Origin of the sequence: Streptococcus oralis, assembly GCF_016028255.1 — a bacterium.
In the GTDB taxonomy this organism is placed as follows: domain Bacteria; phylum Bacillota; class Bacilli; order Lactobacillales; family Streptococcaceae; genus Streptococcus; species Streptococcus oralis_AC.
Genome location: NZ_CP065707.1, coordinates 1,745,709 through 1,766,850, shown reverse-complemented (window position 1 = coordinate 1,766,850; position 21,142 = coordinate 1,745,709). Strand labels below are relative to the sequence as shown.

The following is a 21,142-nucleotide window of genomic DNA, read 5'->3' as shown; positions in this document are numbered from 1 at the left end:
GTAATAAGAAAATGAAAAAAATACAAGGAGTAAGGTATGGCAAAAGAACCGTGGCAAGAAGATATTTATGACAACAGAGAAGAAGAAACAAGATTAGAGCGTCGTCACCGTAAACAAAAAGGAAAAGGTGTTGTTGCCAATCGTGTCTTGACCATTCTAGCTAGCCTCTTCTTTGTAATCGTTGTAGCGATGGTTGTCGTATTGATTTACCTTTCTACTGGAGGAAGTAACCGCACGGCAGCTTTGAAGGATTTTTATGATTCTTCAGCTCCATCGTCAACCTCTAAAGTGGAAGAGTCTACTTCCTCTACTAGTAAAGCTCAAGAAACGAAAGAATCAACTCCTTCAGAAAGTAGTTCTGAAGAACACACAGATGGAGAAGGAACGCTTACTGTGCAACCTGGAGAAGGAGAAGCAGCTCTTGCTCAGCGTGCAGGAATTTCCATTGCCCAGCTAGAAGCTCTGAATCCTTCTCATATGTCATCAGGAACTTGGTTTGCCAGCCCTGGTGATGTCATCAAGACTAGATAGGAGTCGGAAATGAAGACAATTCAAATTGCTATTGATGGTCCTGCTTCCAGTGGTAAGAGTACGGTTGCAAAGATTGTCGCCAAGGATTTTGGTTACACTTATCTCGACACGGGCGCTATGTACCGTGCTGCAACTTATATAGCACTCAAGCACCAGTTGGATGCAGGAAATGTAGACCAACTTCTTGAGCTTCTTAACCAACACCCTATTAGTTTTGGACGTTCGGAGGCAGGCGAACAACTTGTTTTTGTAGGAGATGTTGATATTACTCATCCGATTCGTGAAAATGAAGTGACCAACAAGGTTTCAAGCATCGCTGCCATTCCTGAAGTGCGTGAGAAATTGGTTTCTCTCCAACAGGAAATTGCTCAGCAAGGTGGTATCGTCATGGATGGGCGTGATATCGGGACAGTTGTTTTACCACAAGCTGAACTCAAGATTTTTCTAGTAGCCTCTGTTGAAGAAAGAGCAGAGCGTCGCTACAAGGAAAATATTGCTAAAGGGATTGAGACTGACTTGGAAACGCTGAAAGAAGAGATTGCGGCACGTGATTACAAAGATAGTCATCGCGAAACATCTCCTCTCAAACAAGCGGAGGATGCAGTTTACCTTGACACAACTGGATTAAGTATCCAAGAAGTGGTCGAAAAAATTAAATCAGAAGCAAAAAAACGCATGTCCGAGTGACAGGTGAAGCAGGCTAAGGCTAGCCTGCTTCTTTTCTCTCTTTGGGAGCATTTGAAAACAGTCTTTTTGGGAGATTTTTGATAAAATAGTAGTATCAATGAAAAGGATGGAAGCATGACAAAGAAAATCATAGCCATTTGGGCCCAAGATGAGAAAGGTGTGATTGGTAAAGAAGATCGTCTTCCTTGGCATTTGCCAGCAGAATTACAGCATTTTAAGGAAACAACTTTAAATCACGCCATCTTGATGGGGCGAGTGACCTTTGATGGAATGGGACGTCGTCTGCTTCCCAAACGCCAAACCTTGATTTTGACACGAAACAGTGACGAAGTCGTGGATGGTGCGCTCGTGTTTCAAGATGTGAAGTCTGTTTTAGCTTGGTATCAGAGTCAGGACAAGAATCTCTATATCATAGGTGGAAAACAGATTTTTCAGGCTTTTGAGCCTTATTTAGATGAAATCATCGTGACACAGATTCATGCTCAGGTGGAGGGAGATACCTATTTCCCTGAGGAGTTTAACTTGTCTCGTTTTGAGACAGTCGCAAGCAAATCTTATACCCGAGATGAGAAAAACGACTATGATTTCACCATCGAATACCGAGAAAGAAAGGAAGTCTAATGGAGCGCAGTATATTTGGATTTTTTACAGCTTTTTTGTGTGTAATCTGTATTTTGACTGGAGCACAGGCTTTTCGTAAGAAGCGCTATGGACTATCTGCCTTACTCTGGTTGAATGCTTTTACCAATCTGGTAAACAGTGTCCATGCTTTTTATATGACCTTATTTTAGATAGAAAGAAAATATAGAACGGAAGGAAATCATGCCTACAAATAGGAAAAATGATATGATGGTTTATTGCTCATTTTGTGGCAAAAGCCAAGAAGAAGTAAAGAAAATAATCGCTGGGAACAATGCCTTTATCTGTAATGAATGTGTGGAATTGGCTCAGGAAATTATTCGGGAGGAGTTGGCTGAGGAAGTCTTGGCAGACTTGTCTGAAGTACCAAAACCAATCGAGCTCCTCAATATCTTGAACCATTATGTGATCGGTCAAGATCGTGCCAAACGTGCCTTGGCAGTAGCAGTTTACAACCACTACAAACGTATCAATTTCCATGATACGCGTGAAGAGTCAGAAGATGTGGATTTGCAGAAGTCAAACATCTTGATGATTGGCCCAACTGGTTCTGGGAAAACTTTCTTGGCCCAGACTTTGGCTAAGAGCTTGAACGTGCCTTTTGCTATTGCAGATGCGACAGCTCTGACTGAGGCTGGTTATGTGGGTGAGGACGTGGAAAATATCCTCCTCAAACTCTTGCAGGCAGCTGACTTTAACATCGAACGTGCAGAACGTGGGATTATCTACGTTGATGAAATTGACAAAATTGCCAAGAAGAGCGAGAATGTGTCTATCACACGTGACGTTTCGGGCGAAGGGGTACAACAAGCCCTTCTCAAGATTATTGAGGGAACTGTAGCCAGCGTACCGCCTCAAGGTGGACGCAAACATCCGCAACAAGAGATGATTCAGGTGGACACTAAAAATATCCTCTTCATCGTGGGTGGTGCCTTTGATGGCATCGAAGAAATCGTTAAACAACGTCTGGGAGAAAAAGTCATCGGTTTTGGCCAAAATAACAAGGCGATTGACGAAAACAGCTCCTACATGCAAGAAATCATCGCTGAAGACATTCAAAAATTCGGTATTATCCCTGAGTTGATTGGACGCTTGCCTGTCTTTGCTGCTCTTGAGCAATTGACAGTAGATGACTTGGTTCGCATCTTGAAAGAACCAAGAAATGCTTTGGTCAAACAATACCAAACCTTGCTTTCTTATGATGACGTTGAATTGGAATTTGACGATGAAGCCCTTCAAGAGATTGCCAATAAGGCTATAGAGCGTAAAACTGGTGCGCGTGGTCTTCGCTCCATCATTGAAGAAACCATGCTAGATGTTATGTTTGAAGTGCCAAGTCAAGAAAATGTGAAATTGGTCCGCATCACGAAAGAAGCTGTCGATGGAACGGAAAAACCAATCCTAGAAACAGCCTAGAGGTGACTATGGGAATCAATACACACAATGCTGAAATCTTGCTTAGTGCGGCCAATAAGTCCCACTATCCGCAGGATGACCTGCCAGAGATTGCCCTTGCAGGGCGTTCAAATGTTGGCAAGTCTAGCTTTATCAACACCATGCTCAACCGCAAGAATCTGGCCCGTACATCTGGGAAACCAGGTAAAACCCAGTTGCTCAACTTCTTTAATATTGATGACAAGATGCGTTTTGTGGATGTACCAGGTTACGGCTATGCCCGCGTTTCCAAAAAGGAACGTGAAAAGTGGGGGCGCATGATTGAGGAGTACCTGACAACTCGTGAAAATCTCCGTGCCGTGGTCAGTCTGGTAGATCTCCGTCACGACCCGTCAGCAGATGATGTGCAGATGTACGAATTTCTCAAGTATTATGAGATTCCGGTTATCATCGTTGCGACCAAGGCGGACAAGATTCCTCGTGGTAAGTGGAACAAGCACGAATCAGCAATCAAAAAGAAATTAAACTTTGACCCAAGTGACGACTTCATCCTCTTTTCATCTGTCAGCAAGGCAGGGATGGATCAGGCTTGGGATGCAATATTAGAAAAATTGTGAGGGAAAGAAATGGCAAAAACAATTCATACAGACAAAGCTCCAAAAGCAATCGGACCATATGTTCAAGGAAAAATCGTTGGCAATCTTTTGTTTGCGAGCGGTCAAGTTCCCCTATCTCCTGAAACTGGAGAAATTGTAGGAGAAACGATCCAAGAACAGACAGAACAAGTCTTGAAAAATATCGGTGCTATTTTGACTGAAGCAGGAACAGACTTTGACCATGTTGTCAAAACAACTTGCTTCTTGAGCGATATGAATGACTTTGTTCCTTTTAACGAGGTTTACCAGACTGCCTTTAAAGAGGAATTTCCAGCTCGTTCAGCTGTAGAGGTTGCACGTCTTCCTCGTGATGTAAAAGTCGAAATTGAAGTGATCGCAGAGATTGGATAAGCTAGTTGAAGTTTGGCTCTGCCAAACTTTTTTTGATATAAGGAGAGATAGATGACAAAGAAACAACTTCACCTGGTAATTGTGACAGGGATGAGTGGCGCAGGGAAAACGGTAGCCATTCAGTCCTTCGAGGATTTGGGATATTTCACTATTGATAATATGCCGCCAGCCCTCTTGCCAAAGTTTTTGCAGTTGGTTGAAACTAAAGATGATGATCACAAACTGGCCTTGGTAGTGGACATGCGTAGCCGTTCCTTCTTTTCAGAGATTCAGTCTGTTTTGGATGAATTGGAAAACCAAGACGATTTGGACTTCAAAATCCTCTTTTTAGACGCAGCAGATAAGGAATTGGTGGCACGCTATAAGGAAACTAGACGAAGTCACCCTCTAGCAGCTGATGGTCGGATTTTAGATGGCATCAAGTTGGAACGTGAACTCTTAGCACCTTTGAAAAACATGAGTCAAAATGTAGTGGATACAACAGAACTCACTCCGCGTGAACTGCGTAAAACCATTGCAGAGCAATTTTCAGACCAAGAGCAAGCTCAGTCTTTCCGTATCGAGGTCATGTCTTTTGGATTCAAGTATGGTATCCCTATTGATGCAGACTTGGTTTTTGATGTCCGTTTCTTGCCAAACCCATACTACCTCCCTGAACTTCGTAATCAGACAGGTGAGGATCAAGCAGTTTATGACTATGTGATGAATCATGAAGAGTCTGAAAATTTTTATCAGCACTTACTCGCCTTGATTGAGCCCATTTTGCCAAGTTACAAAAAAGAAGGCAAGTCTGTTTTAACCATTGCAGTAGGATGTACAGGTGGACAACACCGTAGTGTTGCCTTTGCAAAACGAATCGCTGAGGACCTTGCTAAAAACTGGCCTGTCAATGAAAGCCATCGTGACAAAGACCGAAGAAAGGAAACGGTAAACCGTTCATGAGAAAACCAAAGATAACGGTAATTGGTGGAGGAACAGGTATCCCCGTCATTTTGAAAAGCTTGCGAGAAAAGGATGTTGATATCGCAGCCATCGTAACGGTAGCTGATGATGGTGGATCTTCTGGTGAGCTAAGAAAAAATATCCAACAGCTGACACCACCAGGTGATCTTCGCAATGTTCTGGTAGCCATGTCGGATATGCCTAAATTTTATGAGAAAGTTTTTCAGTACCGCTTCTCAGAAGAGGCTGGAGCTTTTGCGGGTCATCCGCTAGGAAATATTATCATTGCTGGCCTATCTGAAATGCAAGGATCCACTTATAATGCCATGCAGCTGCTAAGTCTCTTTTTCCACACAACAGGAAAAATCTACCCATCGAGCGATCAGCCTCTGACACTGCATGCAGTCTTTAAAGACGGTTCTAAGGTGGCAGGTGAGAGCCACATTGCAGATCATCCAGGTATGATCGACCATGTCTATGTGACCAATACCTTGGATGATGAAACACCCCAAGCCAGCCGTCGAGTGGTCAATACTATCCTCGAGAGTGATATGATCGTCTTGGGGCCTGGTTCCCTCTTTACATCGATTTTGCCAAATATTGTCATTGAGGAGATTGGGCAGGCTCTCTTGGAGACCAAGGCGGAGATAGCCTATGTCTGCAATATTATGACCCAGCGTGGGGAAACAGAGCACTTTTCAGACAGTGACCACGTGGAAGTTCTCCACCGTCATCTAGGGCGTCCCTTCATTGATACGGTTCTGGTGAATATCGAGCAAGTTCCTAGAGAATACATGAATACCAACCGTTTTGATGAATATTTGGTTCAGGTAGAGCATGATTTTGCTGGTCTTTGCCAGCAGGTCCCTCGTGTGATTTCATCCAACTTCCTTCGTTTGGAAAATGGAGGAGCCTTCCACGATGGGGATTTGATTGTGGATGAATTGATGCGAATTATACAGGTGCGAAAATGAGTTTTACAGTTGCAGTAAAAGAGGAAATTCTTGGTCAACATCATCTAAGCAGCCATGAATTGTCTGCCATCATCAAGATGTCTGGCAGTATCGGTCTCTCTACTTCAGGCTTGACCTTGTCAGTCGTGACTGAAAATGCCAAGTTAGCTCGTCATCTCTATGAGTCCTTTCTCCATTTTTATGACATCAAGTCAGAGATTCGTCACCATCAGAGAAGCAATCTTCGTAAGAATCGTGTCTACACGGTCTATACCGATGAGAGAGTGCAGGAGCTTTTAGCTGATTTGCGGCTTGCGGATTCCTTCTTTGGTTTGGAGACGGGTATCGATCCCGATATTTTAGCAGATGAGGAGGCTGGACGTGCTTACTTATGTGGGGCCTTTCTGGCAAATGGTAGCATCCGAGATCCGGAGTCTGGCAAGTACCAGTTGGAGATTAGTTCCGTTTATATGGACCATGCCCAAGGATTGGCCTCTCTCCTTCAGCAGTTTTTGCTGGACGCTAAGGTTATTGAGCGAAAGAAAGGTGCAGTTACCTATCTCCAGCGGGCAGAAGACATTATGGACTTCTTGATTGTCATCGGAGCCATGCAGGCGCGTGATAATTTTGAGCGCGTTAAGATTTTGCGAGAAACTCGTAACGATCTCAATCGGGCTAATAATGCCGAGACAGCCAATATCGCTCGAACGGTTTCTGCCAGTATGAAGACCATCAACAATATCAGTAAAATCAAAGATAGAATGGGTTTGGAAAATTTACCAGTGGATTTGCAGGAGGTAGCTCAGTTGCGAATCCAGCACCCAGACTATTCTATCCAGCAGTTGGCAGATAGCCTGAGCAATCCCTTGACCAAAAGTGGCGTCAACCACAGACTGAGAAAAATAAACAAGATTGCAGATGAATTATAAAACCACGGATTATTCTATCCGTGGTTGTTTTTTATAAACTTGTTGAGTGTTTTGGTTGCACTTTTTGCTCAGGGTCTATGTAGTTGATGGCATTGTTCACAGCTGTTGGTGCTTCACCCAGTCCTGTCGCAATCAGGTCAATTTTTCCGTCATAGTAGCAACAGTCCCCAATGGCGTAGATACCTGCTTGACTGGATTCTTGTTTGCTATTGACGATAATCTTGTGACGGTTGAGGTCCAGACCCCAATTTTTAAGATTACCGACAGATGATTTGAAACCATAGTTGACAAAGAGGTGGTCTACCTCGATAGTTTCAGTTTCATCTGATTTAACTTTTGTGATTTCCAGTTTATCGAGTGTTTTTCCATCTCCAAGGAGTTGGCTAGGAACGAACGGTGTCTTAATGGTTACAGATGATTCTTGCAGGGCTTGCACACTGTGTTCCAAGGCGCGGAAGTTATCTCTGCGGTGAACGAGAGTGGTTGGGGCAATTTTTTCAAAAGCTAGAGCCCAGTCCACTGCTGAATCTCCCCCACCAAGGATGGTTACTTTCTTCCCAGCGTATTGCTGAATGTTGGAAACGTGGTAGTGGATGTTTTCATAGTCCTCAACACTCTCTAATTCAAGCGGTCGTGGTTTAAAGGCGCCACCACCCATGGCAATGATGACGGTTTTAGTCAGGTGGCTTCCTTTGTTGGTTTGAATTGTAAAACCTTCTTCTTGTTTCTCGATTTCAAGAACGGTTTCGTTGAGGTGAACAGGTGTTTCAAAGCCGTTTAGCTGCTCAATCAAGCGATTGGTCAACTCTTCTCCAGTAAGGTTTGAGAAACCTGGCACATCAAGGATTTGCTTTTCAGGGTAGAGGATGGCTGGTTGACCACCGAGCTGGGGAAGGGAGTCGATGATTTGGACTTTGGCTTGGCGTAGGTGGGCGTAAAAAGCAGCAAAGAGGCCGACGGGACCGCCACCTACAATGGTAATATCATAGAGTTGAGACATGATTTCTCCTTCGTTTTTTCTAGTCAGTTTATTTTATCATATTTTTAATCAAATTAAAATGAAGTGGGATAGGGAAAAAATTGTTAGAAAATGGTATAATAGAACGGAACGTGTTTTGATAAGGAGGGAACCAGGGATGAATTTTCAGCAATTTTCCAACTTGCAATACTGGACGAGTTTGTTTTCAAGCCCTTGGAGTATCGTCATCAATCTGATTGATATTTTGATTGTGACTTATATTTTGTATCATTTTACAAAGGCCATTGCAGGTACTAAAATCATGATCTTGGTGCGGGGAGTTTTGGTCTTCATTCTAGCTCAAATTCTCTCCAATATGATTGGTTTAACAACTATTTCTTGGTTGATCAATCAAATCATCACCTATGGGGTTATTGCAGCAGTAGTCATCTTTTCACCAGAGATTCGGACGGGTCTAGAGCGGTTGGGTCGGGCAACGGATTTCTTTACCAATGCTCCGATTAGTGCAGAAGAGCAGATGATTCGTGCCTTTGTCAAATCAGTCGAGTACATGAGCCCGCGTAAGATTGGTGCGCTAGTAGCAGTGCAGCGAGTGAGAACCTTGCAGGAATACATCTCGACGGGGATTCCCCTAGATGCAAAGATTTCAGCTGAATTGCTCATCAATATTTTTATTCCTAACACTCCCTTGCACGATGGAGCGGTCATTATCCGAGAAGATCGGCTTGCTGTTACCTCAGCTTACTTGCCACTAACTGAAAATACAGAGATTTCCAAAGAGTTTGGAACGCGTCACAGGGCGGCGATTGGTTTGTCGGAAGTATCAGATGCTCTTACCTTTGTGGTTTCGGAGGAAACAGGTGGCATCTCAATCACCTATAATGGAGTCTTTAAGCACGATTTGACCTTGGAAGAGTTTGAATCTGAATTGAGAAGAATCCTACTTCCAACATCAGAGGAAAAACATGGTCTGAAAGAGCGTTTGCTAGGAGGATTGAAACATGAGAAAAAATAGTCTTTATATTATTTCTTCCTTCTTTTTCGCTTGCATCCTCTTTATCTATGCGACTTCTACAAACTATCAGAATAATAATAGTGCTAGACAGGTACGGACGGAAACCTATACTAATACAGTACTCAATGTACCGATCGATATTCAGTATGACAGTGATCAGTACTTTATTAGTGGTTTTACATCTGAAGTGACGGTCTTTCTGACAGGGTCAAACAGAGTTGCATTGGCGAGCGAAATGCAGGAAAGTACGCGCAAATTCAAGGTGACAGCTGACTTGACAAATGCTGGTGTTGGAACAATAGAAGTTCCTCTAAACATAGAAAATCTACCAAGTGGTTTGACCGCTGTTGCGACACCACAAAAGATAACAGTGAAGGTCGGTAAAAAAGCAAAACGAGACAATGTAATCGTTGTGCCGGAGATTGATCCTAGCCAGATTGATTCTCGTGTGAAAATCGATACAGTTACTGTGTCAGATGAAAGAGTAACGGTTATTAGTGATGAAGAGACTCTCTCTAGAGTAGATCGTGTCATTGCCATCTTGCCTACAAGTGAACGGATAACAGGTAACTACTCGGCCTCTGTTCCACTACAAGCAGTTGATAAAAATGGAAATGTTTTGCCAAGTGTCATTATGCCATTTGATACGACTATGAAAATTACAACAAAAACAGCAGCGTCTAGTTCGAGTAACTCGTCAACAAGTTCCTCAGAGGGAAGTTCGTCTTCAACGAGTTCAGAAACGAAATCAGATTCGTCTAAACAATAATAAATAATAGAAAAGGATGATAAATAAAATGGGTAAATATTTTGGGACCGATGGAGTCCGTGGAGAAGCAAACGTAGAACTGACGCCAGAATTGGCCTTTAAACTGGGACGTTTTGGTGGATATGTTCTTAGCCAACACGAAACAGAAGCCCCTAAAGTCTTTGTAGGACGTGATACACGTATCTCAGGAGAAATGTTAGAATCTGCCTTGGTGGCAGGTCTCCTCTCTGTAGGGATTCACGTCTACAAACTCGGTGTCCTTGCAACACCAGCAGTAGCATACTTGGTCAAAACTGAGGGAGCCAGTGCAGGTGTCATGATTTCCGCTAGCCACAACCCAGCCCTTGATAATGGAATTAAATTCTTTGGTGGGGATGGCTTCAAACTTGATGACGACAAAGAAGCAGAAATCGAAGCCTTGCTAGATGCTGCTGAAGATACTCTTCCTCGTCCAAGTGCAGAAGGTTTAGGAACCTTAGTGGACTATCCAGAAGGCTTGCGTAAGTATGAAGGCTACCTTGTTTCAACTGGAGCTCCTCTTGAGGGAATGAAAGTGGCCTTGGACACAGCAAACGGTGCAGCATCTACAAGCGCCCGTCAGATTTTCGCTGATCTTGGAGCTCAGTTGACAGTTATCGGTGAGACACCAGATGGTCTTAATATCAACTTGAATGTGGGTTCTACACACCCAGAAGCTCTTCAAGAAGTGGTCAAAGAAAGTCAGTCAGCTATTGGTTTGGCCTTTGACGGAGACAGTGACCGCTTGATTGCTGTTGATGAAAATGGCGACATCGTCGATGGTGATAAGATCATGTACATCATCGGAAAATACCTTTCTGAAAAAGGCCAGTTGGCTCAAAACACCATCGTGACAACGGTTATGTCTAACCTTGGGTTCCATAAGGCCTTGGAAAGTGCTGGCATTAACAAGGCAGTGACTGCTGTTGGTGACCGCTATGTCGTTGAAGAAATGAGAAAATCAGGCTACAATCTTGGTGGTGAACAGTCTGGTCACGTTATCTTGATGGATTACAATACAACAGGTGATGGTCAATTATCAGCTGTCCAATTGACCAAAATCATGAAAGAAACAGGCAAGAGCTTGTCTCAACTAGCATCAGAAGTGACGATTTACCCACAAAAACTGGTCAATATCCGAGTGGAAAATGCCATGAAAGAAAAAGCCATGGAAGTGCCAGCCATCAAGACAATCATCGAGAAGATGGAAGAAGAAATGGCAGGGAACGGCCGTATCCTTGTCCGCCCAAGTGGAACAGAACCCCTCTTGCGCGTCATGGCAGAAGCCCCAACAACAGAAGAAGTGAACTACTACGTAGATACGATTGCGGATGTAGTTCGAGCTGAAATCGGAATTGACTAAAGCCTAGAAAACTAGATGAAAAGATAAAAATGTGGTACAATTGCATAGTAAATTGTAGCAATGGGAGAGAAAAATGAATCTTAAACGAGAACAAGAATTTGTTAGCCAGTATCATTTTGATGCTCGCAACTTTGAATGGGAAAATGAAAATGGAGCCCCTGAAACCAAGGTAGACGTGAACTTTCAGTTGCTCCAACATGACCAAGAAAACCAAGTGACTTCGCTTGTTGTTATCTTGAGTTTTATGATTGTCTTTGACAAATTTGTCATCAGCGGAACAATTTCTCAAGTTAACCATGTGGAAGATCGAATTGTCAACGAACCAAGCGAATTTAACCAAGAAGAAGTCGAAACCTTGGCACGTCCATGTTTGAACATGCTCAATCGTTTGACGTATGAAGTAACAGAAATCGCCTTGGATCTTCCAGGGATCAATTTGGAGTTTTAGTCATGAAATTAGCTGTCATTACAGATTCTTCAGCCTATTTAGAGGAGAAGACGCTGCAAAGAGAGAATCTTTTTATCTTGGATATTCCTGTCAATATCGATGGAGAGGAGTATGTAGAAGGTTTTAATCTGACTGCTGAGGAATTTTATCAAAAAATGGCTCAGTCTGCAGAATTGCCTAAAACTAGTCAACCAAGTATTGCTAAACTGGATGAGATTCTAAGTTCCTTGAAAGATGAGGGCTATACCCATGTCTTAGGACTCTTTCTTTCGTCAGGAATTTCAGGCTTTTATCAGAACATCCAATACATGTTGGATGAGTATGATGGTTTGACCATTGCCTTTCCAGATACCCATATCACAAGTTCCCCTCTAGGATTTATGGTGGAGAGTGCCTTTGAATGGGCAGAACAAGGCGATGATTTTGCTCAGATTCAGGAGAAGTTGGCTATCCAAATTGCTGATAATTCAGCCTTTATCATAGTAGATGACCTTGATCATTTGGTTAAGGGAGGACGTTTGTCAAATGGGGCAGCTATCTTAGGGAATCTCCTCAGTATCAAGCCTATCCTTTACTTTAATGACCAAGGAGTGATTGAAGTTTACGAAAAAGTTCGTACGGAAAAGAAGGCAATCAAACGTTTGGTAGAAATCATCAAGGATTTGACAAAAGATGGGGACTACCGTATAACAGTCATTCATGGGAACGCTCCTCAAAAGGCGGCAGATTTGCGCCAACTCTTAATTGAGAGTGGTGTGGCTTCTGAGCTTCCAATTGTTAGCTTTGGTAGTGTCATTGGAACCCACCTTGGAGAAGGTAGTATCGCCTTGAGCTATACACCAATCGTTTAGATTGTTCTTACAGGCTTTGTATCTTAGACAGGAGTAGAGATGAGTATTCGAGTAATTATTGCCGGTTTTAAGGGAAAAATGGGCCAAGCTGCCTGCCAGATGGTCTTGGCTGATCCAGACTTGGACTTGGTCGCAGTTTTGGATCCTTTTGAGTCTGAGTCAGAATGGCAGGGAATTCCTGTCTTCAATGATAAGGCTGACTTGGTTGGTTTTGAAGCGGATGTTTGGGTAGATTTTACCACACCAGCCGTTGCCTACGAAAATACACGCTTTGCTCTCGAAAATGGCTTCGCTCCAGTAGTTGGAACAACTGGATTCACTAGTGAGGAAATTGCAGAACTAAAAGCATTTTCTCGTAAGCAAAATTTAGGTGGCTTGATTGCCCCTAACTTTGCCTTGGGAGCTGTCTTGCTCATGCAATTTGCGGCGCAGGCTGCCAAATATTTCCCAAATGTGGAGATTATCGAGCTCCATCATGACAAGAAAAAAGATGCTCCGAGTGGAACAGCCATTAAAACGGCTGAGTTGATGGCGGAAGTTCGGGAATCAATCCAGCAAGGTGCGCCTGATGAGGAAGAATTGATTGCAGGTGCTCGCGGTGCTGACTTTGATGGCATGCGCATCCATTCGGTCCGTCTACCAGGCTTGGTAGCCCATCAGGAAGTCATCTTTGGCAATCAAGGAGAAGGATTGACCCTCCGTCATGACTCCTATGATCGCAGCTCCTTCATGACAGGGGTGAATTTGGGAATCAAAGAAGTTGTCAAGCGTCATGAGCTTGTCTATGGATTAGAACACTTATTATGAGATTAACGCAAATGCCTTCTGAATTTCAGAAGGCTTTACCAGTATTAGAAAAAATTAAAGAAGCAGGCTTTGAAGCCTATTTTGTTGGGGGCTCTGTTCGAGATGCCCTCCTCAATCGTCCCATCCACGATGTGGATATCGCAACCTCTTCTTATCCAGAGGAGACCAAGCAGATCTTTCCGAGAACAGCCGATATCGGAATCGAGCACGGAACCGTCTTGGTTTTAGATGGGGACGAGGAGTATGAGGTGACGACCTTTCGGACAGAGGATGTCTATGTAGACTATCGCAGACCCAGTGCGGTTTCCTTTGTGCGTTCGCTAGAAGAAGACCTCAAGCGTCGTGATTTCACAGTTAACGCCTTTGCCTTGGATGAGACGGGAGAAATCATTGATTTGTTCGATGGTCTCAAAGATTTGAAAAACCAAGTCTTGCGAGCAGTTGGAGTGGCTAGTGAGCGTTTCAATGAAGATGCTTTGCGGATTATGCGTGGTTTCCGTTTTCAGGCCAGTCTTGGCTTTGAACTTGAGACAGAAACATTTAAAGCGATGAAGACTTTGACGCCGCTCTTGGAGAAGATTTCTGTGGAGCGTATCTTCGTTGAGTTTGATAAACTCTTGCTGGCACCTTTTTGGCGAGTTGGTCTGGCTTCCATGATTGAGAGTCGAGCTTATGACTATCTTCCAGATATGGCAGGAAGCCAAGACAAGCTCAACAGACTGTTTGATTTAGAGGCGGATTTCACTTTTGAATCTTCCGAACAAGCTTGGGCGGCTCTATTGTGGACTTTGGAGATTAAAGATGCGCAGCCATTTTTGAAGGCGTGGAAAACCTCACGCCAGTTTGCCAAGCAAGTACAAGATTTGCTGACTATTTTGGCTTTGCGAGAAGAAGGAGAGCTGAGCAAGCGCGATTGTTACCGCTTTGACTTGGATTCCCTTCTACAGGCTGAAAATCTTCGTCAGGCTCAAGGAAAAGCAGTCAACCCACAAGCCATCACAGAAACTTACCAGAGTTTGACCATTTATGATAAGAAAGAAATCCAGATCAACGGTGGTATTTTAATCAAGGAATATGGTTATCAACCTGGGCCAGATTTGGGAGAGGTTTTAACAGAGATTGAGTTTGCCATTGTTGATGGAGAGTTGGAAAATGACCGTCAAGCCATCCATGCTTACCTGAGGGAGAAAAAATGAGTGATTTTATCGTTGAAAAACTAAGCAAATCCGTTGGTGACAAGACCGTTTTTAAGGATATTTCCTTTATTATTCATGACTTGGACAGAATAGGTCTAATTGGTGTCAATGGAACGGGTAAGACCACCCTTTTAGATGTTCTTTCGGGTGTTTCTGTCTTTGATGGTGATGTCAGTCCCTTTTCGGCAAAGAATGACTATAAGATCGGTTACTTGACTCAGAATCCAGATTTTGATGATAGCAAGACGGTCTTGGATACGGTTCTATCCAGCGACCTCAAGGAAATCCAGTTGATTCGTGAGTATGAACTCCTCCTGCTCAACTACAGTGAGGACAAGCAGGCTCATTTGGAACGGGTCATGGCAGAGATGGACTCTCTCCAAGCTTGGGAAATTGAAAGCCAGGTCAAGACGGTTCTCAGCAAGTTGGGGATTCAGGACTTATCAACTCCTGTTGGCGAATTGTCAGGTGGTCTGAGAAGACGGATTCAGTTGGCGCAAGTTCTCCTAGGAAACCACGACCTCTTGCTTCTGGATGAGCCGACAAACCATTTGGATATTGCGACTATTGAGTGGCTGACCCTCTTTTTGAAAAATTCCAAGAAGACCGTTCTCTTCATCACACATGATCGTTATTTCCTAGACGCTTTGTCAACACGAATTTTCGAGTTGGACCGAGCAGGCTTGACCGAGTATCAGGGCAATTATCAGGACTATGTTCGCCTTAAGGCGGAACAGGATGAGCGCGATGCGGCTCTTCTCCACAAAAAAGAACAACTTTATAAGCAAGAATTGGCCTGGATGCGCAGACAACCGCAGGCGCGTGCGACCAAGCAACAAGCTCGTATCAATCGTTTCCACGACTTGAAAAAGGAAGTTTCAGATAATCCTACTGAGACAGACTTAACCATGAACTTTGAGACCAGTCGGATTGGTAAGAAGGTCATCGAGTTTAAAGATGTTTCCTTCGCTTATGAGAACAAGCCCATTTTACAAGATTTTAACCTCTTGGTGCAGGCCAAAGACCGTATCGGTATCGTTGGGGACAACGGTGTGGGAAAATCCACCCTGCTTAATCTGATTGCAGGAAGTCTTGCGCCGACTGAAGGTCAACTTATCATCGGTGAGACGGTTCGCATCGCCTATTTCTCTCAACAAATCGAAGGCTTAGACGAGAGCAAGCGCGTTATCAATTACCTGCAGGAAGTGGCAGAAGAAGTCAAGACCAGTGGTGGTTCTACGACTTCCATTGCAGAGTTGCTGGAGCAGTTCCTCTTCCCACGTTCGACGCATGGAACCTTGATTGAGAAATTGTCAGGTGGAGAGAAAAAACGCCTCTATCTCCTCAAATTACTCTTGGAAAAACCAAATGTTCTTCTTTTGGACGAGCCGACCAATGATCTAGACATTGCAACTTTGACAGTTTTGGAGAATTTCTTGCAGAGTTTTGCCGGCCCTGTCTTGACAGTTAGCCACGACCGTTATTTTTTGGATAAGGTAGCGACCAAGATTCTCGCCTTTGAGAATGGCAAGATTCGTCCTTTCTTTGGTCATTACACCGACTACCTTGATGAAAAAGCCTTTGAAACAGAGATGGCCAATCAAGTGCAAAAGGCAGAAAAGGAAAAAGTGGTCAAGGTCCGTGAAGACAAGAAACGCATGACCTACCAAGAAAAGCAGGAGTGGGCAAGCATTGAAGGTGATATTGAAGCCTTGGAAAATCGTATCGCTGCTATTGAAGAGGAGATGCAGGCAAATGGCTCTGATTTTGGTAAACTTGCGACACTTCAGAAAGAGCTCGATGAAAAAAACGAAGAACTCCTTGAAAAATACGAACGCTATGAATACTTAAGTGAGTTTGATAATTAGAAGAATAGAAAAATCCTATCGCAATGACAGGATTTTTCTATTCTTTTTTTGTCTCTTGATGAAAGATATTTTGCCAAGTCTCATGGCGACGCCAGATACTAGTGTGGACGATGCCATCTAACTCATAGCAAATGAGCTTGGTTTTCTGACTAATGGAGGTGATTTGAATATCCTTAATCGCAGCACTAAGTTCTTTTTCAGACTTATAAGCCTCTTTATCCATCTGCTCTCCATCTTGACGGATATAGCGAAAGTCCTCAGCAAGGAGTTCTTCTAGCTGATTTCCTTGGTCAATCAACTGCTCACGCATGAGAAGTTTTTTATAGACATTGTCCAAAATCTCGTCCTCAGGTATGGGAGCTGGCTCGATATGGACATCGGTATCAAAGACTCCAAAACGCTCTTCCAGCATGGACTCGACTTGGTCTGCAATTTCGTGACTTTCATAGACTGATAAGTCAGGATTCATCTCCAGAGTGATATCAAGGTAGATATTGCTACCGTAGGTACGCCCTCTTTGGGACTTGACCTTACTAATCTTTGGAATCTCCATGATGGCCTTTTGGTAGTCCTCTAGAAGACGGTCATCAAAGCCATCTGAAAGACTGAAGGAAGACTCGATAAAGATATCGTAGGCTGTCTTTAAGATAAAGAAAGTGATGATGATAGCGACCAATTTATCTACGATCGGATAATTGAAACTGCTGGCTAGGATAGCAATGGAAGTCCCAAGCGAGGTCACAGCATCGGAAAGATTGTCCTTGGCAGCTGCCTTGAGAGCCTTGGATTTGGATTTCTTACTGAGGCGAGTATTATAGAGATAAACGGCAAACATGACCGCTGCAGAAATGATTCCTAGAAATGCTCCCAGAGGATCGATAATTGTTTGTTCCCGACTGAGAATTTTTTGAATGGTGTCCCGAAGCACATCAAAGCCAACGTAGAACATGATGATGGAAGTAATCAAACTAGCCAAATCTTCAATCTTCCAGTGACCGAAACGATGGTCACGGTCTGCGGGTTGGCGAGCCATACGAATGCCAATCAGAAGAGCAACATTTCCGATAATATCTGATACGTTGTTGAAACCATCCGCTACCAAACTGGAAGAATGTAGGAGGTGGCCAGTCGCTAATTTTGTCGCAGACAAGAGGAGGTAGGTCGAAATGCTGATAATGGCACCACGTTCCGCCAACTTGAGATTTGACATGGATTGATTCATCGGACTTCCTTTCATATGATTCGATTATTCTTTCATTATACTGGTTTTCATGGGAAAATTCAAATTTAGTCTTGTTCCATCGGATTTTAATGATTGAAAACTTTTCAAAATTTGGTATAATAGTACTACTCAAGGGAGTAGCTGGCAGAAACCTGTGATAGTGTCGTCATTCCGAATTGTGTACTGCAAAGTATACCTTCCGGCCCTATCTTAAACAGCGAGACTTGTTATGATTAACAAGTCTCTTTTTGTTTGTCATAAAACAAAAAGAGAACTTGTTTTGCACACAATGTCAAGGAGGAGACGCATGTCAAAAGAACAAAAACGCCAAGCGTTTTATATTCAAAGTCCTGAAGAGATCTTGAAGTCGGTTGAAGCAACTGAGCAAGGCCTTTCGTCAAGCGAAGCGCAGAAACGCTTAGCAGAATATGGGCGCAATGAACTCGAAGAGGGTGAGAAAAAATCTCTCTTGGTTAAATTCATCGAACAGTTTAAGGATTTGATGATTATTATTTTGGTGGCTGCAGCCATCTTGTCTGTCATAACTTCTGGTGGGGAAGATATTGCAGATGCCATCATTATCCTAGCCGTTGTTATCATCAACGCAGCCTTCGGTGTTTACCAAGAAGGAAAAGCGGAAGAAGCCATCGAAGCCCTTAAATCCATGTCCAGTCCAGCTGCTCGCGTTATCCGTGATGGGCACATGGCTGAGATTGATTCAAAAGAATTAGTACCAGGTGATATCGTTGCCCTTGAAGCAGGTGATGTTGTACCAGCGGATCTACGTTTGTTAGAAGCCAACTCTCTTAAAATCGAAGAAGCAGCCCTAACAGGTGAGTCTGTTCCAGTCGAAAAAGACTTGACCGTCGAGCTCTCTGCAGATGCTGGTATTGGTGACCGTGTCAATATGGCCTTCCAAAACTCAAACGTTACCTACGGTCGTGGTCTTGGTGTTGTTGTCAATACAGGTATGTACACTGAAGTGGGTCATATCGCTGGCATGCTCCAAGATGCGGATGAGACGGATACACCACTTAAACAAAACTTGAACAACCTTTCTAAGGTCTTGACCTATGCTATTTTGGTTATTGCCCTTGTTACTTTTGTAGTTGGAGTCTTCATTCAAGGCAAAGATCCACTTGGTGAGTTGATGACATCTGTTGCGCTTGCTGTTGCAGCCATCCCAGAAGGACTTCCTGCTATCGTGACCATCGTTCTTGCCCTCGGTACTCAAGTTTTGGCAAAACGAAACTCTATCGTTCGTAAGTTGCCAGCGGTAGAAACACTGGGTTCAACAGAAATCATCGCTTCTGATAAGACTGGTACGCTTACCATGAACAAGATGACAGTCGAGAAAGTCTTCTATGACGCAGTTCTACATGACTCAGTTGATGAGATTGAACTTGGCTTGGACATGCCGCTTCTTCGTTCAGTTGTCTTGGCCAATGATACCAAGATTGATGCAGAAGGAAACCTGATCGGGGATCCAACGGAAACAGCCTTCATCCAGTATGCCTTGGACAAGGGTTACGATGTTAAAGGATTCTTAGAGAAATATCCTCGTGTAGCTGAATTGCCGTTTGACTCAGATCGTAAACTCATGTCAACGGTTCACCCATTGCCAGATGGCAAATTCCTAGTGGCAGTCAAAGGGGCTCCAGATCAACTCTTGAAACGTTGTGTTGCTCGTGATAAGGCTGGAGATGTTGCTCCGATTGATGAGAAAGTTACTGAATTAATCCATACAAACAACTTTGAAATGGCTCACCAAGCCTTGCGTGTCCTTGCAGGTGCTTATAAGATTATTGACAGCATTCCAGAAAATCTCACTTCTGAAGAGCTAGAAAACAACTTGATCTTCACTGGATTGATTGGGATGATTGACCCTGAACGTGCTGAAGCAGCAGAAGCTGTTCGTGTAGCTAAGGAAGCGGGAATCCGTCCGATCATGATTACGGGTGACCATCAAGACACAGCAGAAGCTATTGCCAAACGTTTGGGAATTATTGATGCAAATGATACAGAAGGCCACGTTTTAACTGGTGCTGAGCTCAACGAACTGTCAGATGAAGACTTTGAAAAAGTAGTTGGTCAATACTCTGTTTATGCCCGTGTGTCTCCAGAACACAAGGTTCGTATCGTCAAGGCTTGGCAAAAACAAGGTAAGGTTGTTGCTATGACAGGTGACGGTGTTAATGATGCGCCAGCTCTGAAAACAGCCGATATCGGTATCGGTATGGGAATCACTGGTACAGAGGTTTCTAAGGGGGCTTCTGACATGATTCTTGCAGATGATAACTTTGCGACTATTATCGTCGCAGTTGAAGAAGGACGTAAGGTCTTCTCAAACATTCAAAAGACTATTCAGTACTTACTTTCTGCCAATACTGCTGAAGTATTAACTATCTTCTTATCAACCTTGTTTGGTTGGGACGTCTTGCAGCCAGTTCATCTTTTGTGGATCAACTTGGTAACAGATACCTTCCCAGCTATCGCTCTTGGTGTTGAACCTGCTGAGCCTGGTGTCATGAATCATAAACCACGTGGACGAAAGGCAAGCTTCTTCTCAGGTGGTGTTTTGAGTTCTATCATCTATCAAGGTGTACTCCAAGCAGCTATTGTTATGAGTGTTTATGGACTTGCAATTGCTTACCCAGTTCATGTGGGTGACAATCATGCCATTCATGCGGATGCCCTTACTATGGCCTTTGCAACCCTTGGTTTGATTCAACTATTCCATGCCTACAACGTTAAGTCTGTTTACCAATCCATCTTGACTGTTGGTCCATTTAAATCTAAGACCTTCAACTGGTCAATCTTGGTATCCTTCATCCTCTTGATGGCAACAATCGTCGTAGAACCGCTTGAAGGTATCTTCCACGTAACCAAACTAGACTTGTCACAATGGGGTATTGTTCTAGCTGGAAGCTTCTCAATGATTATCATTGTCGAAATTGTTAAGTTTGTTCAACGTAAACTTGGTCTTGATAAGAACGCGATTTAAAAAGAAAGTCATCTTCGGATGGCTTTTTTTGCATTTGAGGGAAAGGACTAGAAGTCGCTCCCTTTTGTGCTATAATAAAGTAAAGTAGCAAGGAGTGAAAGAGGATGGAAAAGAAAATTGTCCGAGATGTCTTATTTTTGTCGCAAGTTTCGAAAGCTGCAAGTCAGGAAGACCTTTATCTGGCTAAGGATTTACAGGATACCCTGCTGGCTAATCGCGAGACCTGTGTTGGTCTGGCAGCCAATATGATTGGTGTGCAGAAGCGTGTCATTATCTTTAATCTTGGCTTGGTTCCCATGGTCATGTTTAATCCCGTTCTCCTTTCCTATAAAGGACCTTACGAGACAGAGGAAGGTTGTTTGTCTTTGACTGGGGTGCGACCGACGACTCGTTATGAAACGATTACGGTTTCCTATCGTGATAGTAAGTGGCAGGAGCAGATCATTACGTTAACAGGTTTTCCAGCTCAGATCTGCCAACATGAACTGGATCATTTGGAAGGACGGATTATTTAGGAGG

The 21,142-nt window shown here is 43.5% G+C and carries 21 protein-coding genes; 19 read left to right on the top strand and 2 right to left on the bottom strand.

The annotated features are described in order from the left end of the window. The first annotated feature begins 36 nt into the window (after window positions 1-36). From I6G42_RS08695 to whiA, 9 genes are all read left to right on the top strand, one after another. Entirely contained in the window at window positions 37-531 is a 495-nt protein-coding gene (locus I6G42_RS08695) for an SAG1386/EF1546 family surface-associated protein (protein ID WP_038805529.1), read from the top strand. Window positions 532-540: 9 nt separating this feature from the next. Then, the gene (gene cmk / locus I6G42_RS08690; protein ID WP_038805527.1) at window positions 541-1,218 is read left to right on the top strand and encodes a (d)CMP kinase; all 678 of its coding nucleotides are present in this window, start codon (window positions 541-543) and stop codon (window positions 1,216-1,218) included. 114 nt (window positions 1,219-1,332) lie between these two features. After that, window positions 1,333-1,839, top strand: coding sequence for a dihydrofolate reductase (locus I6G42_RS08685; protein WP_038805526.1), 507 nt, complete (start codon window positions 1,333-1,335; stop codon window positions 1,837-1,839). Window positions 1,840-2,040: 201 nt separating this feature from the next. Continuing rightward, entirely contained in the window at window positions 2,041-3,273 is a 1,233-nt protein-coding gene (gene clpX, locus I6G42_RS08680) for an ATP-dependent Clp protease ATP-binding subunit ClpX (protein ID WP_002874765.1), read from the top strand. Window positions 3,274-3,281: 8 nt separating this feature from the next. Beyond that, window positions 3,282-3,869, top strand: coding sequence for a ribosome biogenesis GTP-binding protein YihA/YsxC (gene yihA, locus I6G42_RS08675; protein WP_038805524.1), 588 nt, complete (start codon window positions 3,282-3,284; stop codon window positions 3,867-3,869). 9 nt (window positions 3,870-3,878) lie between these two features. Further along, window positions 3,879-4,259, top strand: coding sequence for a RidA family protein (locus I6G42_RS08670; RefSeq protein WP_038805523.1), 381 nt, complete (start codon window positions 3,879-3,881; stop codon window positions 4,257-4,259). Window positions 4,260-4,310: 51 nt separating this feature from the next. Continuing rightward, a complete protein-coding gene (gene rapZ, locus I6G42_RS08665) occupies window positions 4,311-5,201 on the top strand; it encodes an RNase adapter RapZ (protein ID WP_038805522.1) in 891 nt (296 codons plus the stop codon). Further along, a complete protein-coding gene (locus tag I6G42_RS08660) occupies window positions 5,198-6,175 on the top strand; it encodes a YvcK family protein (protein WP_038805521.1) in 978 nt (325 codons plus the stop codon). The genes rapZ and I6G42_RS08660 overlap by 4 nt, the downstream gene beginning before the upstream one ends. Next, window positions 6,172-7,083: a DNA-binding protein WhiA gene (gene whiA / locus I6G42_RS08655; protein ID WP_038805519.1), complete on the top strand. Its 912-nt coding sequence runs from the start codon at window positions 6,172-6,174 to the stop codon at window positions 7,081-7,083. Before I6G42_RS08660 ends, whiA begins: the two co-directional genes overlap by 4 nt. Window positions 7,084-7,114: 31 nt before the next feature. On the opposite strand, the gene I6G42_RS08650 is transcribed toward whiA, so the two are convergent. Beyond that, the gene (locus tag I6G42_RS08650; RefSeq protein WP_038805517.1) at window positions 7,115-8,083 is read right to left on the bottom strand and encodes an NAD(P)/FAD-dependent oxidoreductase; all 969 of its coding nucleotides are present in this window, start codon (window positions 8,081-8,083) and stop codon (window positions 7,115-7,117) included. Window positions 8,084-8,219: 136 nt separating this feature from the next. On the opposite strand from I6G42_RS08650, the gene cdaA reads away from it, so the two are divergent. The 8 genes from cdaA to I6G42_RS08610 all read left to right on the top strand — a co-directional run bounded on the left by cdaA (window position 8,220) and on the right by I6G42_RS08610 (window position 16,397). Next, window positions 8,220-9,077, top strand: a complete 858-nt coding sequence (gene cdaA, locus I6G42_RS08645; protein ID WP_038805516.1) for a diadenylate cyclase CdaA — start codon at window positions 8,220-8,222, stop codon at window positions 9,075-9,077. Continuing rightward, on the top strand, window positions 9,064-9,846 hold the full coding sequence (locus tag I6G42_RS08640; protein ID WP_038805515.1) for a YbbR-like domain-containing protein: 783 nt from the start codon (window positions 9,064-9,066) through the stop codon (window positions 9,844-9,846). Before cdaA ends, I6G42_RS08640 begins: the two co-directional genes overlap by 14 nt. Before the next feature lie 28 nt (window positions 9,847-9,874). Then, entirely contained in the window at window positions 9,875-11,227 is a 1,353-nt protein-coding gene (glmM, locus tag I6G42_RS08635; RefSeq protein WP_038805514.1) for a phosphoglucosamine mutase, read from the top strand. Window positions 11,228-11,300: 73 nt separating this feature from the next. Further along, the gene (locus I6G42_RS08630; RefSeq protein WP_038805513.1) at window positions 11,301-11,675 is read left to right on the top strand and encodes a DUF1149 family protein; all 375 of its coding nucleotides are present in this window, start codon (window positions 11,301-11,303) and stop codon (window positions 11,673-11,675) included. Window positions 11,676-11,677: 2 nt separating this feature from the next. Beyond that, the gene (locus I6G42_RS08625; RefSeq protein ID WP_038805512.1) at window positions 11,678-12,526 is read left to right on the top strand and encodes a DegV family protein; all 849 of its coding nucleotides are present in this window, start codon (window positions 11,678-11,680) and stop codon (window positions 12,524-12,526) included. Window positions 12,527-12,565: 39 nt separating this feature from the next. After that, window positions 12,566-13,333 carry a 4-hydroxy-tetrahydrodipicolinate reductase gene (dapB, locus tag I6G42_RS08620; protein ID WP_038805511.1) on the top strand — a complete coding sequence of 256 codons (768 nt, stop codon included), beginning with the start codon at window positions 12,566-12,568 and terminating at the stop codon, window positions 13,331-13,333. Further along, window positions 13,330-14,529, top strand: a complete 1,200-nt coding sequence (locus I6G42_RS08615) for a CCA tRNA nucleotidyltransferase (protein WP_068981921.1) — start codon at window positions 13,330-13,332, stop codon at window positions 14,527-14,529. The genes dapB and I6G42_RS08615 overlap by 4 nt, the downstream gene beginning before the upstream one ends. After that, on the top strand, window positions 14,526-16,397 hold the full coding sequence (locus I6G42_RS08610) for an ABC-F family ATP-binding cassette domain-containing protein (protein ID WP_038805509.1): 1,872 nt from the start codon (window positions 14,526-14,528) through the stop codon (window positions 16,395-16,397). Before I6G42_RS08615 ends, I6G42_RS08610 begins: the two co-directional genes overlap by 4 nt. Window positions 16,398-16,434: 37 nt before the next feature. Here I6G42_RS08610 and mntE read toward each other — a convergent pair whose 3' ends face one another. After that, the gene (mntE, locus tag I6G42_RS08605; protein WP_038805508.1) at window positions 16,435-17,619 is read right to left on the bottom strand and encodes a CDF family manganese efflux transporter MntE; all 1,185 of its coding nucleotides are present in this window, start codon (window positions 17,617-17,619) and stop codon (window positions 16,435-16,437) included. A gap of 307 nt (window positions 17,620-17,926) precedes the next feature. Between mntE and I6G42_RS08600 the strand changes: the two genes are divergently transcribed. Then, the gene (locus tag I6G42_RS08600; protein ID WP_038805507.1) at window positions 17,927-20,623 is read left to right on the top strand and encodes a cation-translocating P-type ATPase; all 2,697 of its coding nucleotides are present in this window, start codon (window positions 17,927-17,929) and stop codon (window positions 20,621-20,623) included. Between the two features lie 104 nt (window positions 20,624-20,727). Then, a complete protein-coding gene (locus tag I6G42_RS08595) occupies window positions 20,728-21,138 on the top strand; it encodes a peptide deformylase (protein WP_038805506.1) in 411 nt (136 codons plus the stop codon). Window positions 21,139-21,142: the final 4 nt, after the last annotated feature.